Source organism: Paraniabella aurantiaca (assembly GCF_050309965.1).
Taxonomy (GTDB): domain Bacteria; phylum Bacteroidota; class Bacteroidia; order Chitinophagales; family Chitinophagaceae; genus Niabella.
Genome location: NZ_JBLOSY010000001.1, coordinates 720,834 through 737,707, shown reverse-complemented (window position 1 = coordinate 737,707; position 16,874 = coordinate 720,834). Strand labels below are relative to the sequence as shown.

The window sequence follows — 16,874 nt, the reverse complement described above, 5'->3', positions numbered from 1 at the left end:
AAGATTACTAGAACCAGCTTCCAACAAAGGCTTCGTTAACCGTTGAATAATTTTTCAGCCTTTGTCTTCTTCTTCTTACCACCTTTTTATGAATATATGCTTCTCGGATCATTAATATCATAAACAAGAAAATCAATGGAGGTATGGACAGGAAGGAAATCCATTTGCCACCATACCTTTTCCTCATCGGGCGCCTTAACCTTTGATACATGAGGTACATACTAGGTACAATGATCAGGGTCATGAAAAATGCAAAGATCAAACCGAATATGATCGTCCATGAAAGCGGTTTCCAGAAGGTTACGTTATCGCCTCCAAAGAAAATTCTTGGATTCAATTCTGAGAATAGTGTAACAAAGTTGATATTAAATCCTATAGCCAAAGGAATCAAGGCCAGAATCGCAGCCATTGCAGTAAGTAATACCGGTATGATACGGGTTTTACCAGCCTCAACTACTGCATCATGAAGCTTGTAGCCCCTGCCATGCAATTCATCGGCAAATTCTATTACTAAAATTCCATTTTTAATTACAATGCCTGCTAAGCCTAAAATACCTACACCCGTCATTACTACAGATACATCCATTCCCGTAAAAACAAACCCTATTATTACCCCTATAATACTAAACACAATTTCTGTAAGGATAATTACAGATTTTCCAATTGAAAGGAACTGCCATACAAGGATCGTAAGAATTAGTAACAACGCAATTACCAGGGCTTTACCCAGGAACGCTCCAGTTTCAGCCTGTTGCTCGCCTTCTCCGGTTTGTTTGATCGTAACATCATCGGGGACCGCTTTGAATGCAGTAATGTAGTTTTTAAGTTTTGCATTTACCTCATTTGCGTTAGCGTCACTCAGTACATTGCTTATTAAAGAAATGGTGCGCTTTTGATTTTTACGTTTTACGCTTCCCAATGTATTGGTATAGTCTACGTTTACCAGGGAAATAATGGGTACACTTTTAACCTGACCGGTAGCCATATCCCTAAACGTAACGTTCATATTTAAGAGATCTCCCAGTTTTTTGCGTTGCACCTCATTGCTACGTACCTGGATTTTATACTCGTCTTCACCGTCTTTAATTTTGCTGGCTTCAAAACCAAATAGTGCTGTCCTTATCTGTTGGCCAATCTGGGCTGATGAAACACCTTCTATTAAAGCTCGTTCGCGATTTACTGTAAGTGCAATTTCAGGGCTTTTCAGGTCAACATCCATTTTGAGTTCTTCAACACCTTCAACATGTATACTGTCCAGGTAGTTTTTTAATGCTACCGCAGTAGGAATGAGGTTGTCAAAATTTTCACTGGCCACCTCAATATTAACAGGCGGATCGGTAGGTGGACCATTTTTTTCTTGTTCTACAGATATCTCGGCTCCGGGAATACCCTTGATATTTTTACGAATGCTATCTAGGTATGGCGCTGTACTTTTGCCGTGTCGTTTTTCATACTCCACAAATGAAACCTGTATACGACCTAGTTCACTTCTTGTGCTCCTGTCACCACTTGACGGATCTGCAGCACCTACGGCTACGTTTGAAATGACGCTCTCTACAATTGGATTGGTTTTCTTTTGTGCATGATCAATGCCTAAAGAGCTGTTTACTTTTGACTCCAGGTTACGGACAATTGAATCAGTGTATTCAACATCAGTTCCGGTAGGTAGTTTCAAATACACGTAAATGAAATTGGGCTCAGAGTTTGGAAAGAAAACTATTTTAGTATGGCCCGTACCCGCAGATATGCCAAATAAGAATATAGAAACTACAAACAAACCAACTGCTCCGAGTACCAACCATACTGGTCTCCATCCTTTTACCGCCCACTTCAAAAGATTCTCATAGTGGCTCATAATCCAGGGTAGTGCTCGGTTTTGAAAGCCGTGTATCCAGCCGTCCAATAAATATGCATTGAATATCATTAACAACGCCATAAAAAGGGACAGATTACCGAAGAAAAAGGCCATGTTTCCCTTGGGTAGGAAAAAGCCCCACAAGTCTAATAATACTCCGGCGATAACAAGTATTTTGAAAGTTGTTGTTCTAAATACGGCTGATTTTTTTGCCTTAAACTCGCCCTCTGTATGATTCATAAAGTCCACAGCAAATACAGGGTTCATTACAAAAGCAACAATCAATGAAGCTGACAAAGTAAAAATTAGCATCAGAGGCAGATAAACCATGAATTTACCGATAATGCCCGGCCAAAACAGCAATGGTATAAACGGTGCTAAAGTCGTCAAGGTTCCAGCCAATACTGGCACAAATACTTCTCCGGCAGCTTCTATAGCAGCATTTTCCGAGCTGATTTTACCTCCGCCTTCAACAAAAATCCGGTGCGTATTTTCAATTACCACAATTGCATCATCCACAATAATACCTAATCCGAATAGTAGGGCAAAAAGCACCATGAAGTTAAGTGTTATGCTTCCTCCAATAACAATTTCGCCTAATGGAAGAAATATAAACGCCACGAACATACTCAATGGTACACTTAGGGCCACGAAGAAGGCATTCGTAATACCCATAAAAAACATCAGGATAATTAGTACCAGTACAAAGCCGATAACAATAGAATTAATCAAATCGTTAAAGGACGTTTTGGTATTAATACTCTGATCACCCGTTATTACTACATTCAAGTCTTTTGGAAATTCGCTTGCTTTAAGTTCTTCGCTGATGGCTCTTACGGCATCGCTGGTTTCAATAAGATTTTCACCGCTACGCTTCACTATATTTAAGGTAATTACATTTTTACCATCTAAACGTGCATAACTATCAGTTTCCTTAACAGTGTCTTTGATTTGAGCAATATCCTTTAAATAAATAGGATGGCCTGACGTGTTCCTAAGAACAATGCGTTCGATATCCGCCACTGTTTTCAATTGACCCTTTAACTGCAGGTTCCGGCGCATATTTCCTACTTCCAGCTGACCACCACTAATATCCATATTCTCATAAGCAATAGCATTAGATATATCATTAAATGTAATGCCAGCAGCCTGGGCCAGATTGTTGTCAACATTTACCTGGAACTCTCTTTCAGGTGCCCCCACCAAATCAACACGGCTTATCTGTGAGAGTTCTTCAATCTTATCCTGTAGCCGATCGGCATAAGTTTTTAATCTTACCTTGTCGTAGTCGCCACTAAGATTCAAATACATAATCGGTTGCTCCGATAAGCTTACCTCCAACGCTGTAGGTTCCTGCGTCAAATCATTAGGCAAATCCTGCTTGGCCTTATCAATCGCATCCTTGACCTTTTGGAGGGCAACGTCAACTTTTACATCCGTTGCAAATTCAATCGAAATAGCTGAATAATCCTGGAAGGAGCTACTCGAAACTTTGGTGATCTTGGCCCCTGTAATGCCCTTTATTTGCTTTTCTATAGGTTGCGTAACCAGGTTCTCCATATCCTTGGGAGAGTTGCCCACATAAATGGTTGATATGTAGATCTGCGGAAATACAACATCAGGAAAGCTTTCTTTTGGAGTTGTAACAAATATCTGTACCCCCATTATAGAAACAACAAGTATTAACAAGTACACAAAGGTCTTGTTTTTTACAGCCCAGGTTGTAACAGGAAACCCCTGCATGTAACCCTTCAAATTTTTTATTAAGCTCATATAATTTTTTTATAGAGGAATTCATTGGTTTTTTGCTATCGTGTCGTGATCACCTGTCCATCATACAGGTTTTGGAAACCGTCGGTGATAATTTGATCACCGGCCGATAAGCCAGATTTTACTTCAAGTCTGTCCCCATATAATTCCCCTACGATTACAGTTTTTTTGCGTGCTACCAGTTTGTTACCTTCTTTTGTTGCCACTAAAACATATTTCCCGGTTTGGTCAGTTTGAAGCGTATTAACCGGCACCGTGATTGCGTCAGGACGACTATAGTCCTGAATTTGAACCTTGGCTATTTGGTTGGCCCGAATAGAAGGATCAGAAGGTACATTAGCCTCTACGTAAAAGCTCCGGGAGGCGGGGTCAATTAACTTACTAACAACTGAAGCTGTTGTTTTAATTGTTTTGTTTCCTGCATCAGGTAACGTAATAACTAATGGGCTTCCGGTTTTAACCCGATCGATATATGTTTCAGGAACATTTACATGAAGCTTTAATACCCCTGTGTTTACAATTGAGAGCTGTGGAGTAGAACCCATCATACCAATAAATGCCTCTCCAACTCTTATATTTACCTGGTCTAATGTTCCATTAATATCCGCAATAACATTTGTAAAACCCACTTGCTCTCTTGCGGCTCCTGCCTGAGCTTCAGCTGCACGTAATTGCGCGTTCAATTGGTCAACATTTGCTTTGGCCTGAATAACCTGCATTTCAGCTCCGATATTATTATCCCACAAATTCTTTTGGCGTTGATAAGTAGTTTTTGCAAGCTCCAATTGTGCTTTTACAGTTGAAACTTGTTGTAAAGCCGCTTCGAGTTGTTGACGGGGTATTGCATCATCTAGTTTAAGCAGCGTTTGTCCCTTTCTAACATTATCTCCTTGTTTCACATAGATGGCACGAACAATACCGCCTTGTCCGTTTCGGGGAGCTACATAGGCAGTATTTTTTGCATCAATTTTTCCTTGCAAGTCTATGAAGTGATTAAAATCGCTGCCATCTATCGACTCAACAGTAACCAGTTTAGCGGTAACTGCTGCGTTAGGATCTAGTTTGAGAATTTCTCCTTCAAGTGCTGCAACCTGATCGTTGATCTTTTTTTGCTCGCCTTTCAGTTTTTCCAGCTCCACTTTTTTATCGTTCAGGGCGCTGTTTTTCTCTTTTTTACCACCACCGCAGGATGCTAAGATGGCCGTAAAGGCTACTATCGATGTTAGTTTTAATATATACTGCATATAAATTGATTTATAGTTTGGGGTTTATGGTTTATAGTTTGCCGGATGCTTTCAGGAAATCGATTTTTGCACTAACTGCATTGTAGAGCGAGTTGAAGTAATTAGTCTGGGCGCTTTGCAATTGAACCCTAGCGTTCTCAATCTCCAACTGACTGCCTGTACCTACTTCAAATTTTTTCTTGGTTTGCTGGTAAACGCGCTCTGCTAAAGACATGTTCTGCTTTTGATAGTCCATATCTGTTATAGCGGTCCTGAACGTGTTTATTGAAGAATCCCTTTGTTGATCAATCTGCAACTTTAAAGCTTCCACCTGGTTTTCGGTTTGGCGCAGTTTAATTCTTGCCTGCTGTATACGGGAGTTAGTTGCAAAACCATTGAATATGGGGATGTTTAATTTAAGAGTCAACGCACTTACAGGAAACCAATAAGAACCCGAACCGAACATATTACCAAATTGATTGGCCTGGGTCATTTGGTTCCAGTAGCCGTTCAGGGTAAGGGTGGGCATCTTACTTCTTTTGTAGCGCTGCACATCATATTCGTTAAGCTTTAAGCCTAAAGAAGCTGCCTGGAAATCCCTGCGCTGAGCATAATCAAAATTTGCTGATTCCTCTAGTACTCCTTCTCTGATATTTTCATCTGTAAGGTCATCAGTTAAAACCAACTGATCCTTCAGCGGCATTCCCATTAATACTTTTAAGCCCAGGTAGCCATTATTAACGGCATTCAGTGCCTGAATTTTTTGCGATTTTACATTGGCTATCTGCACTTCCAGTTTGTCTATTTCCAGCTTTTCCACAAAACCATTATCATACATGATCTTAGTATCATGCTGGTTCTTTTGCAGCAGAGCTATATTAGAATCCAGTAAAGCTAATTGCACTTTACTTAATACGAGTTGATAATATATTTTAGCTACTACCGCCCGTATTTGTTCAGCTGTTACTTCAGCTGCCTTTTCTTTATAGTCAATAAGAGTGCGTCTGGCCTGCAAACCGGTAAATACCTGGCCGTCAAATAATATCTGGCTTAAAGAAACGCCGCCCATGCTGCTCCATTTAACTCCAAAGGCCAGCCGGGTGTCTTCAGTAGTGGGAGGTGTTCCCGGCATAAAAACGGTTCCGGCAGGAATAATGGAAATAGGCAGTTTGAAATTATCGGTGATATCACCGCTGGCGTTTATTTGAGGGAACGCACTGCCAGTTACTTCGCGGTTTACCTGCTGCTGAAGTTCAATGTCAAGCAAGGCATTTTTAACCTGCACATTGTTTTTTTGTGCATACGCTAAAGCCTGTTGAAGGGTAAATTGATGGGTTTGCTGGGAAAAGGTGGTTTGTGTAAAAGCGAAAAGCAGCAGGGCTACCGTCGCTATTTTAGTTCGTATCATCAGTAAGTGGTTTTATTGGTTCGGTTCTGTATTTATTGATCATCCGCGTTCCCTTTGGAGTTGCAATTCCATAAAGGAAAAGGATGAATATTTCTTTTTGTAACGTACCCAGGTCTGTCTTCATTGCATCGTAAAAATTGCGTTGAAAAGGCAAATTAATACTTTCAATTCGCAGGCGGCTCACCAGCGCCACATCCACATCTGCTCTGAATAATCCATCTTTAATACCCCATTCAATACTGTGGTAGATGAACTTATACAAGAAATCTTCCTTGAATTTTAAGAACTTCCGGTATGCTGCCGGGTAATACTTCTGCATATCAAACAGCAATATGGGATTTAACCGCCGCATCATTTCCGATACCGAAGCCGTAGCTAAAAAACCTTCATGAATTGCATTTTTAGCTTTCTCTCTACAGCTTTCGCAGTTAGCGTGATTCGTCTCCAGTATCACTCCAATAGTATCTGCAACCAGGGTTTCTTTATCGGTATAATACTGGTAAAGCGTTTTTTTACTCATCCCGGTTTCAGCCGCAATATCATCCATGCTCACCCGTCGCATGCCCAACTGCATAAACAGTTCTTTCGCTTTTTCTCTTATCCTTGTTTTATTGTCAACCACCATTGCCATTGCGTCGCGAAACTAAGGAAACTTTTCCGGGGTCTAAAGTTTCCAAACAGAATTATTTTTAAATGCACTGGTTTTGAAAACGGACTCAAAAGTAAAATACCTTAAAAGACGGGAAATATTTTTTAGGCGAATAGCAATAAAAAAGGGATGGACGGCGGAATAAGGTCAATCCGATATGAATGAAAGATATAGTATCTTGCGTCTCAAATGCCTAAATATCTTCCACATACTCCCAAAGACACAGTGCTGAAAACCCTGTTTCGTTATTTTGTTCAGGGGGTGATTATATTAGCTCCCGTAACCATTACAGCCTATATATTGTACGTAGTGTTTGATTGGATTGATAGCCTGTTAAGACCGATCTTTACCACGCCTGGGGTAGGGTTTGTACTTATTATCGCATTTATCATTTTTATAGGGTGGCTAAGTAGCTACTTTATCATGGAAAGCATGATTAATTTTTTTGACCACTGGCTGGAGCGAACGCCTGGCATTAAATTAATTTATAAATCAATAAAAGACTTTTTCCAGGCTTTTGCGGGCGATAAGAAAAAATTTACCAAGGCCGTATTGGCTAATGTGTTTAATAATGATGTGTGGATTGTGGGTTTTTTGACCGATGATGAAATGGAGAAGTTTAACATGGGGCATGAGATGGTAGGCGTTTATGTGCCCCAGGCTTATAATTTCGCCGGACAATTGTATATTTTACCCAAAGAGCGGGTGAAACCAATAGAAAACCTTACCGCTGGTGATGCCATGAAATATACGGTAACAGGCGGCGTTGTAGAAAGTTAGTTTGTAATTGTATGGGAAGAAAAATACTGATAGCAATAACAGGAGCAAGCGGATCTATATACCCTGCTCAAATGATTGATAAACTTTTGCAACTAAAAGATCAATGGGAGGCGCTTGCAGTAGTGGCTACAGATAATGCTATGGATGTATGGCAGGTTGAAATGCAGGAAGCCTTTAAAGAAAGAGAGGGAGTACACTACTTTGGCAAGAATGATTTCTCGGCACCCTTTGCATCAGGTAGTGGCCAGTATGATACCATGATCATTGCTCCCTGCTCTATGGGTACTTTAGGGCGTATTGCTAACGGTATTTCCAATGATCTTATTACACGTGCAGCCGATGTAATTTTAAAAGAACGGCGGAAATTAATATGTGTGGCAAGGGAAACACCTTATAATTTGATCCATATTCAAAATATGGAGAAGATCACTTTGGCCGGCGGTATTATTTGTCCGGCTACGCCTTCGTTCTATAGTTTACCTCAAACAATTGATGAACTCGCAGCAACAGTAACCGACCGGGTACTGGATCTGGCAGGATTTGATATTCAGAGTTTCAGATGGGGACAATAAAAAGCCGGTTCCATTCATGAACCGGTATAAAGATCTTTTATAACTTTTAGCTTAACCCAGATCTACTTTGAATGGAACCTTTTTAGGAGGCAAGCATTGTTTGTCATCGCATGTCTGGTAAGTAACAGTCCCCGAAATGTTGGTTTTAGCAGCAGCCTTTAACGTGATTTTTTGCACGAAATTTACTGTTTTAGAATACTGATTGGCACTGGCTCCTAAGGCTGCGTCGTGAAATTTTTCCATTTTACCTACTTCTTTAACAGCTCCTTCCAGTTTTACCAGGGGATTGCCTGTAAATGAAAACTTAGTTGGAATGCTAATCGCATCAGCCGGTTGTGTTTGAGAGTATAAATGCCATCCGTTATCCATTACAGCAGTCATATGTATTTCATAAACCTTTGCAGATATTTTTTTACTGGTAAATTTCCAGCTTACCGGATTTAACTGAGCCTGTGCTGCAGCAACTACTAATACGGCTGCCAAAAGGAAAACTAACTTTTTCATTTATTCTTTACGTTTTTATAAATCAATTAAAAATGCAATAATAGTTGTAGATGCATTTTCTACGTCACAGGTTGTGCGACACAGACATTAACAATTTCTACAGGTTTTTGTTTTTCAGATCTATTATAAGGTACCTGCCGAATTTATGTGTAAAGATAAGAGCCTGTTTCATATCAACAATACGCGAGTCTGAATATGCACTTACATAATTGTTGCTACCATACATTGCCGTATAATTGATTGGCAATTATAAAAGCAATAGTTAGCCAGAATGAGACCTTGGGGTACAGCTTTAGCTCCGCATTTAAATAGCCGTAGCCGTGAAAAGCGGCCACAGGCACCAGGACCGGCACGAGGTTTTCGGAGGTTTTTTCAATATCGAAAAGTGCCGCTATTATTGTTATCGCAAGATAGCCGAGAAACAGGTACCATCCTTTACGTATATGAACCAACATTTTGGCCGAATTGGCCTGCACATAATATATGCCTGCCAGCAAAGGGGCCAGTAAAAAAAATAAAGCGCCGGCATGCCAGAGCGAATACCGGATGTCAGAGCTTAGAAAAGAAAGGTGATAAAAATAGGAGGGAACTTCCAGTTTGTCATTTAAAAATAAATAAGTGCCATAAAAATAATAAGGGCTACCCAGTCCTAACAAAAGGAGAATCCAGTCAGACAGCCTGAAGGGTCTTAACACCAGTAAGGCTAAAAAAGCCCATGCTATAAAGAAAAGCGCCGGGAAAAAGAATAAGGAAGCAAGGCCAATAAGCAGCGACGCATTGAAAATGTGATTCTTAATATGGTGCGATTGGTAAAATAGTTTAAATGCCGTTAATAATAATACAGATGCCACCAGGTTGGACGACAGCAAATTAAAAGAAGGAAGAAAAGAGGTAATGAGTATATAAGCCATTCCTGCCAGGAAATTGGGCTTATTCATGAACCGGTCTGTATTGATAAAACTATTGAGTATAAATGCAATCAAAAGATTCAACGCAAAAGCGATTACAGCGAAAACAAAACTACTTCCGTTGGTGAACCGATCCAAAAAGGCGGTTAGATTGGTATAAAATATGCCATCGCTCTGTTTTACAATAAATCCTTTGGCATGAAAAAATGCAGGCAGTTTCATAAAAATGCCTAAAAGGATCAGTAAGATAATATTGCCCGGCGTTTTTTGTTTGAATATGCCCGTCATGAGCAGTTTTGTATTTCAAATACAAAGAAAGCCAATAAATCGGATTATGTGACAAACCATTTTAAATACTATGAATCCTGGTATATGCAGATCTATGCACCAGGCTTTGACTGCGCATCAAAAACTCCGACTGATTAGCCGGAGTTCCAATAACTTCATACAATATGTTTATTTTTTTACAGCTCTACTTTGGCAAAAGAGATATTTCTTTTGTAAGTGTATGGAACAATCAATTCTCCCGGACCTGTTTGCTTACCATATTTGGGCATGAAATCCAAACGTTTTTCGGGCGCTTTTATAGGCTGCCCTTTACGGATAGTTCCATCATTAGTGATCATTATATTTTCCAGATCAGATATTTTTCCTGAATTGTTCATCAGGAAAACAGTACCATTCGAGCCCGGAATCACCTGGTAAGAGATACTACCGTCGGTGTTGTTTTCACTTTGTGATTTTATAATAACATTATCCCAGGTTTTGTTGCCTTGTGCGTCAAATGAGAAAACAGCAATATTACCTGCATTGAACTGCTGCGAATTGCCCCATCCGGCTCCGCCACCCCAACCAGGTCCCCATCCGCCCCACCAGTAACTGCGGTAAAAGAAGGGGGAATAATAGGAGTAAGGCCACCAGCCACCCCAACGGCCCCATCCCCAGCCCCAGCCGGGTCCCCAACCGCCCCACATCCCCATGCCGCCGCCCCATCCCCAACCAGGTCCCCATCCGCCCCAGCGATCCCAATCGTTGGTGTTATACAAGGCTTCCGATGCTACTGTAAAGCTGCCGTCGCCATTTACAATAATATTGTTGATAAAAAAGTTATTAAAAGCATTTTTGCCTGACCTGCCTCTTGCTCTTTTTTTCAGATCTTCGTCAAATAAGGTCGTTTTTTCAAAAACCACTTTGCCCGTGCTTTTCTCCAGCCCAAAAACATAAAGACCTTCGATATCTCCACGTTTTTTAGTGCTGTAGAAAGAAGATAATAAGTAGCGGCCGCTGGCGTCATCTACCATCAGTTTGATATCGTCCAGGAAAAGATCGTTGACATTCAGACTGTGCTCTTCAAGCGCATCTTTATCTGCTGGTTTTTCAATTAAGGTAGCATCTACAATATTGCCATTGGTTTGCCGGTGATATTTAATAAAAGAATAGCTCCCGTCATTAGCTATACTATGCCCCGTTAAATAGTCGCCTTTATATTCCATTGGTAGTGAAAAGCGGCTCTCGCTTATCGGCTGTAATGCGGCGTTAAAAAGTTTTGTGGTGAAACGAAAAAGACTTTTATCTTTTTTATTGATTTTAAAAGCCATGAGTTTGCTGCCATCGTTGCTCGTTACGATACTGTATATTTTATTATCTGTTTTATAACTGATCATAGTAGTATCTAAAACGACAGGCTCGCTTAAGATACGGCCGTTGGCTTCGATAGCAACAGATTTCAGATATACCACATCACCTTCCTGGTGTTGAAAAAGCAGGTAACGATGGTTATCTACATTATAAAATGAAATATCCAGTATCTCATCCCTTTTAGGCAGAACGGTTAAAGGAACTTCCTCTCTGAGTTGCATATTGTGATCGTATACCGAAATACGATGATTGCCTTTCACTTCTTTATAAACCAGATAATTATCTGCTGCCTTGCCTAAAATCTCGAAATTCATACGTTCTACATCTTCTTTATTCACTGGTGCGTAACGTATAGATTGCGCATAAGTGTAGAGGGACAGAAGTGTAAATGCAAATACGGATAAAAATATGCGTTTCATTCCTAAACATTTTATGCCCTCCTGGCTGAATACCGTTCAGGCGGGTCTTTAACGGTTAAATCGTATCCTGGATGGTAAAGTTTTCACCACGTCGGTTTTTATTGTCTTTTTTTATTTTCGTTTGGCTGCATGTATATGCTATTTGATGTCATTTACGGCCAATACTTTCTCCGGAATATGCCTGATTAACCGGTTTTATACCATAAAGTTACGAATACCCTGAGTATCAATTTCCAGTAAAGCCGGCCATTGCAAATTATAACTTTTCTTTTCAAAATATAAGGGTAACAAATTAAAAATAAAGTTTTTTTCATTTGACACCTTTTATATAAACTTTGTATACTATTATTAAAAAATTAAGAGATCTTATCTGGTGAAAGCTCACACTAATAAAGCAACTGCGGCCGGCCTGCTCATTGCTTTAGGTATCATTTACGGTGATATCGGAACATCTCCACTATACGTATTTAACGCTATTATCGGTAACCGGCAAATCACCGAACAACTGATAGTGGGCACACTATCCTGTATTATCTGGACCCTGACACTTCAGACAACTATCAAATATGTTATTTTGATTTTGAGGGCAGATAATAAAGGTGAAGGCGGCACTTTTGCCCTCTATGCGCTGGTGAGGCGACGACGAAAATGGCTCGTAATTCCGGCTATGATAGGAGGTGCTGCACTAATAGCCGACGGCATTATCACTCCCCCCATGACCATTACTTCGGCAATTGAGGGTTTGAAGATTCTTCCTGCTCTGAAGGAGATGCCGACAACGACGATTGTATGGATAGTGTTAGGCATTTTAGCTGCTTTCTTTTTTTTACAACAGTTTGGAACTGCGTCTATTGGCAAAATTTTCGGACCCATTATGTTTATTTGGTTCACCATGCTTGCCGTGTTTGGCGCTTTACATATAGCTGATGACCTGACTATTTTTAAAGCCTTAAGTCCCTATTACGCCATTGAGTTTCTAATCAATTATCCCCATGGATTTTGGCTTTTAGGGGCGGTTTTCTTATGTACTACCGGTGCCGAAGCACTTTACAGCGACCTGGGGCATTGCGGCAGGGACAATATCCGTTATTCCTGGATTTATGTAAAAGCCTGTTTGCTGATCAATTATTTTGGACAGGGGGCGTTCTTGCTTGCGCACTATAATAAACTTACCGTAACAGATGATATCAGGCAGTCCGTTGGTATCAATGCCTTTTTTAATCTCATGCCCGAGTGGTTTATTCTTCCGGGGGTGGTTATAGCTACCACGGCAGCCATTATAGCGAGCCAGGCAATGCTTTCGGGGGCTTACACCCTTATCAGTGAAGCGATTCGTTTGAATCTATGGCCTAAGTTGAGGATTCGATATCCGTCGGAGGCTAAAGGCCAATTATTTATCCCTGCTGTAAATACCATTTTATTTAGTGGTTGCGTTTTTGTAGTACTTTATTTCCAAAAATCTTCTAAAATGGAAGCAGCCTATGGGTTGGCCATTATTGTGACGATGATCACCACAACCATTCTTTTTGCTAACTACATGGTATTAAGGAGGGTAAATAAGGTATACATATATATATTTTTAATAGGCTTTTTTATTGTAGAAACGGCTTATACCGTGGCCTTACTGGAGAAGTTCTCTCACGGAGGATACATTACACTTATGATTGGGGGACTTATGTTTATCGTAATGTATGTGTGGTTCAGGGCAAGAAAAATTAAAAACAGGTATGTGGAATTTGTACGGATGGAACATTATATATCGAAGATCCAGGAACTAAGCAACGATAAAGGCGTGGCAAAGTATGCCACCCATCTTATTTACCTCACCAGTGCCGATAATCCAAAGGAGATTGAGCATAAGATCATCTATTCGATATTAAATAAAAAACCCAAAAGGGCTGATATTTATTGGTTTGTACACGTGGATACGGTTGATGATCCCTATACATCGGAATATAAGGTTGAACATATCATACCTAATGATATCATTCGTGTCGATTTCAGGCTGGGATTTAGAATACAGCCACGAATCAATCTGCTGTTTAAAAAAGTGGTAGAAGACCTGGTGCAGAATAAGGAGGTGAATATTATGAGCCGTTACGAAAGTTTGGCCAGTAGCAACACTGTGGGCGATTTTCAGTTTATGGTGATGGAAAAATACCTGAGCCTAGATAATGATCTTCCATTTATTGAGAAAGTGATTATGAAACTTCACTTTTGGATTAAACATATCAGCTTGTCTGAAGAGAAGAATTTCGGGCTCGATTTGTCTAATGTTACGGTAGAGAAATTTCCATTAGTAGTATCTCCTGTAACTAATGTAAAACTGACCAGGGTAGAGTGACGGGTTAAGTTTCGGAGGCCCTGATATCTTCTATACGCAGTTGTAGTGTTTTTTGACCGTTCCATTCGTTTTCGTCAATTTTAAATACTACGTCAAAAGGCTGGCGGTCTTTAACCAGGTCGAACTTATCGGCCATGTTAAAACCGATGCCGGTGAAAGTCAGGCGGTCTTGTTTCACTACCAGGCGGAGATGATTTTCTTTTACAATTTTGCTGAAGCCGGTATCAACTACGCTACGGGCAATAAAAACCGGTGTCATATTTTCAGGTCCGAATGGTTCCATCTGGCGCAGTATATTGTAGAAGCTTGTAGTTATTTCTTTAAATGAAATCTCTGAATTTATAATGATTTCGGGAATCAGATGTTCTTCTTTGATGGTGGCTGATACTACTTCTTCAAATTTAGCTCTGAAAAGTTCAATGTTGTGCTTTTCAAGCGTGAGCCCCGCTGCGGCGAAATGCCCTCCATACGCGAGCAGGTGCTCCCTGCACGCATGAATGGCCTCATACAGGTTGAAGCCCGGAACACTTCTAGCGCTCCCGGCTGCGTAATCACCACTCTCGGTTAATACTACTGTAGGTTTGTAATGGTGTTCAATTAACCTGGAAGCTACGATGCCTACAACTCCTTTATGCCAATGAGGTTGGTAAACAACGGTAGATCTTCTTTCAACCCAAAGTTGATTTTCCGAAATAAGGGTTAATGCCTCCGCAGTAATATCTGTATCTGCTTCTTTCCTGTCCGTATTGTCACTGTGCAATTGCTCTGCATAGTATAAGGCATCCTCTTGTGTAGGGGCTATAAAGAGTCTTACTGCTTTGCTGGCATCATCCATCCGCCCGGCGGCATTAACCCTCGGCGCTATCATGAATACCAGGTCATTAATGTGAAGTGCTTGCTTTGCGCCGCCTAATGTTGCCAGGGCCTTTATACCCGGATTAGGATTTTCGTTAGCCTTTATTAACCCATAAAATGCCAGTACCCGGTTTTCTCCATTCATCGGCACAATGTCGGCGGCTATAGCGGTGGCTACCAGGTCGAGGTATTCAAATGCATTTTCTAACGGAATACCCATTTGCTCGCACAAGGCACACATCAGTTTAAATCCAACACCACAGCCACAAAGTTCTTTAAAGGGATAATCGCAGTCTTTTTGTTTAGGGTTTAATATGGCAACTGCATCAGGGACTACCTCGTCGGGAAGGTGATGATCACAGACAATAAAATCGATGCCGAGGGTATTGGCATAACTGATCAGGTCTACCGATTTTATGCCGCAATCCAGTGTAATGATAAGCGAAAAATTATGCTCTTTGGCGAAATCTATCCCTGCTTTGCTAACTCCATAGCCTTCTTTATACCGATGTGGGATATAAAAATCTACCTCGTTATGTAATTTCTTAATGAAGCTATACATGCTTGCGACCGAGGTGGTACCATCTACATCATAATCTCCAAACACCAGTATTTTTTCATTTCGGTCAAAGGCTTGCAGAATCCGGTTGACTGCCTTTGCCATATCTTTCATTTTCCACGGATTATGCAAGTGAGAAAGCTGTGGACGGAAATAATCTTTAGCTTTCCCGAAATTCTGTATACCGCGCTGCACCAGGATGCGGCAAAGGGTAGCATTTATTTTAAGCTCACCCTGTAAAAGTGATACATTATTTTTATCGGCTTCCAGTATATTCCAGCGTTTGGTCACAAATAGTTTGTATTGAAGTGGTTAACAAATTATATGGTGCCCATAGGTTTATAAAATACAGCTAAAAATGACTGTATCTGACACAAAGTTCTTATTTCTATCCAATATAGCAATGAGAAGCGTTTTATGACGCTAGTATTTTCTTTCTGTCACATAATCTACAAGGTCTTTTAAGCCCTGACGATATTCGTTATCAGGAAATTGCATTAAGATATCGAGCGCTTCCTTTTTATATTCATACATTTTTTCGGTGGCGTACTGTATACCGCCCGTGTTTTTCACCACTTCTAATACCCAAGCCACTTTTTGCTTGTCGTTATTATTGTTTTTTACAATGCTGATCACTTTCTGGCGGGTAGACTTATCCGTATTATTGAGGGTATAAATCAGCGGGAGGGTCATTTTCTTTTCTTTAATGTCATTACCGGTAGGCTTACCTACGTCTTCACTGGCATAGTCGAAAAGATCGTCTTTAATCTGGAATGCAATGCCGGTTTTTTCTCCAAATAGCCTCATATTTTCAGCATCCTGGTCGTTTTGAGTAGCAGACCAGGCGCCCGCGCTGCATGCCGAAGCCAGTAAAGAAGCTGTTTTATTTCTAATGATCTCATAGTAAATATCTTCTCTCAGGTTCAGGTTACGCGCTTTTTCCAGCTGAAGTAACTCTCCCTCGCTCATTTTTTTGACTGCATCAGTTAAAATATGAAGAATTCGATAGTCATGATTTTCAAGCGAAAGAATAAGCCCTTTCGCCAGAAGGTAATCTCCTACCAGCACGGATGCTTTATTCTTCCAAAGTGCATACACAGAGAAAAAACCTCTTCTTTCCAGCGAATCGTCTACCACATCGTCATGTACCAGTGTGGCTGTATGCAATATTTCGACGAGCGATGCTGCACGGTAAGTAGCCTCTGTGGGAGTTCCGAGCAATTTAGCGGACAAAAAAACAAACATAGGGCGCATTTGTTTTCCTTTTCTCTTTACAATATAACGTAGTATACTATTAAGGAGTGGAGTGGAGCTTTTAACAGCTGTTTTGAAACGCTCTTCAAAACTTTCCAATTCATTTTTTATTAAAGAAATGGGTAAATTCATAATA

At 40.5% G+C, this 16,874-nt stretch carries 11 protein-coding genes and 2 pseudogenes; 3 read left to right on the top strand and 10 right to left on the bottom strand.

Annotated features, from left to right (window positions below; genetic code table 11):
- Window positions 1-7: 7 nt before the first annotated feature.
- From ACLOAU_RS03285 to ACLOAU_RS03265, 5 genes and pseudogenes are all read right to left on the bottom strand, one after another.
- Window positions 8-1,876, bottom strand: a pseudogene (locus tag ACLOAU_RS03285) (efflux RND transporter permease subunit); the annotation flags it as partial.
- Between the two features lie 201 nt (window positions 1,877-2,077).
- A pseudogene (locus ACLOAU_RS03280) lies at window positions 2,078-3,598 on the bottom strand (efflux RND transporter permease subunit); the annotation flags it as partial.
- Window positions 3,599-3,663: 65 nt separating this feature from the next.
- Window positions 3,664-4,869 (bottom strand): efflux RND transporter periplasmic adaptor subunit, encoded by a 1,206-nt coding sequence (locus ACLOAU_RS03275; protein ID WP_427860399.1) that lies wholly within the window; start codon window positions 4,867-4,869, stop codon window positions 3,664-3,666.
- A gap of 31 nt (window positions 4,870-4,900) precedes the next feature.
- Complete coding sequence (locus tag ACLOAU_RS03270; protein WP_427860398.1) at window positions 4,901-6,256, bottom strand: TolC family protein; 1,356 nt, start codon at window positions 6,254-6,256, stop codon at window positions 4,901-4,903.
- The gene (locus ACLOAU_RS03265) at window positions 6,243-6,887 is read right to left on the bottom strand and encodes a TetR/AcrR family transcriptional regulator (RefSeq protein WP_427860397.1); all 645 of its coding nucleotides are present in this window, start codon (window positions 6,885-6,887) and stop codon (window positions 6,243-6,245) included. The genes ACLOAU_RS03270 and ACLOAU_RS03265 overlap by 14 nt, the downstream gene beginning before the upstream one ends.
- Before the next feature lie 207 nt (window positions 6,888-7,094).
- On the opposite strand from ACLOAU_RS03265, the gene ACLOAU_RS03260 reads away from it, so the two are divergent.
- Both ACLOAU_RS03260 and ACLOAU_RS03255 read left to right on the top strand, forming a co-directional pair.
- Window positions 7,095-7,685, top strand: a complete 591-nt coding sequence (locus ACLOAU_RS03260; RefSeq protein ID WP_427860396.1) for a DUF502 domain-containing protein — start codon at window positions 7,095-7,097, stop codon at window positions 7,683-7,685.
- Window positions 7,686-7,696: 11 nt separating this feature from the next.
- A complete protein-coding gene (locus ACLOAU_RS03255; RefSeq protein ID WP_427860395.1) occupies window positions 7,697-8,257 on the top strand; it encodes a UbiX family flavin prenyltransferase in 561 nt (186 codons plus the stop codon).
- A gap of 51 nt (window positions 8,258-8,308) precedes the next feature.
- On the opposite strand, the gene ACLOAU_RS03250 is transcribed toward ACLOAU_RS03255, so the two are convergent.
- From ACLOAU_RS03250 to ACLOAU_RS03240, 3 genes are all read right to left on the bottom strand, one after another.
- Complete coding sequence (locus ACLOAU_RS03250) at window positions 8,309-8,761, bottom strand: protein-disulfide reductase DsbD domain-containing protein (protein WP_427860394.1); 453 nt, start codon at window positions 8,759-8,761, stop codon at window positions 8,309-8,311.
- A 215-nt stretch (window positions 8,762-8,976) separates the two neighbouring features.
- Window positions 8,977-9,957, bottom strand: a complete 981-nt coding sequence (locus ACLOAU_RS03245) for a hypothetical protein (RefSeq protein ID WP_427860393.1) — start codon at window positions 9,955-9,957, stop codon at window positions 8,977-8,979.
- 176 nt (window positions 9,958-10,133) lie between these two features.
- Window positions 10,134-11,726, bottom strand: coding sequence for a hypothetical protein (locus tag ACLOAU_RS03240; protein WP_427860392.1), 1,593 nt, complete (start codon window positions 11,724-11,726; stop codon window positions 10,134-10,136).
- Window positions 11,727-12,099: 373 nt separating this feature from the next.
- Here ACLOAU_RS03240 and ACLOAU_RS03235 point away from each other — a divergent pair, with 373 nt between their 5' ends.
- Entirely contained in the window at window positions 12,100-14,070 is a 1,971-nt protein-coding gene (locus tag ACLOAU_RS03235) for a KUP/HAK/KT family potassium transporter (protein ID WP_427860391.1), read from the top strand.
- A gap of 4 nt (window positions 14,071-14,074) precedes the next feature.
- Here ACLOAU_RS03235 and recJ read toward each other — a convergent pair whose 3' ends face one another.
- Both recJ and ACLOAU_RS03225 read right to left on the bottom strand, forming a co-directional pair.
- Entirely contained in the window at window positions 14,075-15,775 is a 1,701-nt protein-coding gene (recJ, locus tag ACLOAU_RS03230; RefSeq protein WP_427860390.1) for a single-stranded-DNA-specific exonuclease RecJ, read from the bottom strand.
- 132 nt (window positions 15,776-15,907) lie between these two features.
- The gene (locus tag ACLOAU_RS03225; protein ID WP_427860389.1) at window positions 15,908-16,870 is read right to left on the bottom strand and encodes a polyprenyl synthetase family protein; all 963 of its coding nucleotides are present in this window, start codon (window positions 16,868-16,870) and stop codon (window positions 15,908-15,910) included.
- Window positions 16,871-16,874: the final 4 nt, after the last annotated feature.

What these genes read in the sequence shown, in the direction of transcription:
- ACLOAU_RS03275 (WP_427860399.1), bottom strand. Translation starts at nt 4,869, where the DNA reads ATGCAGTATATATTAAAACTAACATCGATAGTAGCCTTTACGGCCATC.
- ACLOAU_RS03270 (WP_427860398.1), bottom strand. Translation starts at nt 6,256, where the DNA reads ATGATACGAACTAAAATAGCGACGGTAGCCCTGCTGCTTTTCGCTTTT.
- ACLOAU_RS03265 (WP_427860397.1), bottom strand. Translation starts at nt 6,887, where the DNA reads ATGGCAATGGTGGTTGACAATAAAACAAGGATAAGAGAAAAAGCGAAA.
- ACLOAU_RS03260 (WP_427860396.1), top strand. Translation starts at nt 7,095, where the DNA reads ATGCCTAAATATCTTCCACATACTCCCAAAGACACAGTGCTGAAAACC.
- ACLOAU_RS03255 (WP_427860395.1), top strand. Translation starts at nt 7,697, where the DNA reads ATGGGAAGAAAAATACTGATAGCAATAACAGGAGCAAGCGGATCTATA.
- ACLOAU_RS03250 (WP_427860394.1), bottom strand. Translation starts at nt 8,761, where the DNA reads ATGAAAAAGTTAGTTTTCCTTTTGGCAGCCGTATTAGTAGTTGCTGCA.
- ACLOAU_RS03245 (WP_427860393.1), bottom strand. Translation starts at nt 9,957, where the DNA reads ATGACGGGCATATTCAAACAAAAAACGCCGGGCAATATTATCTTACTG.
- ACLOAU_RS03240 (WP_427860392.1), bottom strand. Translation starts at nt 11,726, where the DNA reads ATGAAACGCATATTTTTATCCGTATTTGCATTTACACTTCTGTCCCTC.
- ACLOAU_RS03225 (WP_427860389.1), bottom strand. Translation starts at nt 16,870, where the DNA reads ATGAATTTACCCATTTCTTTAATAAAAAATGAATTGGAAAGTTTTGAA.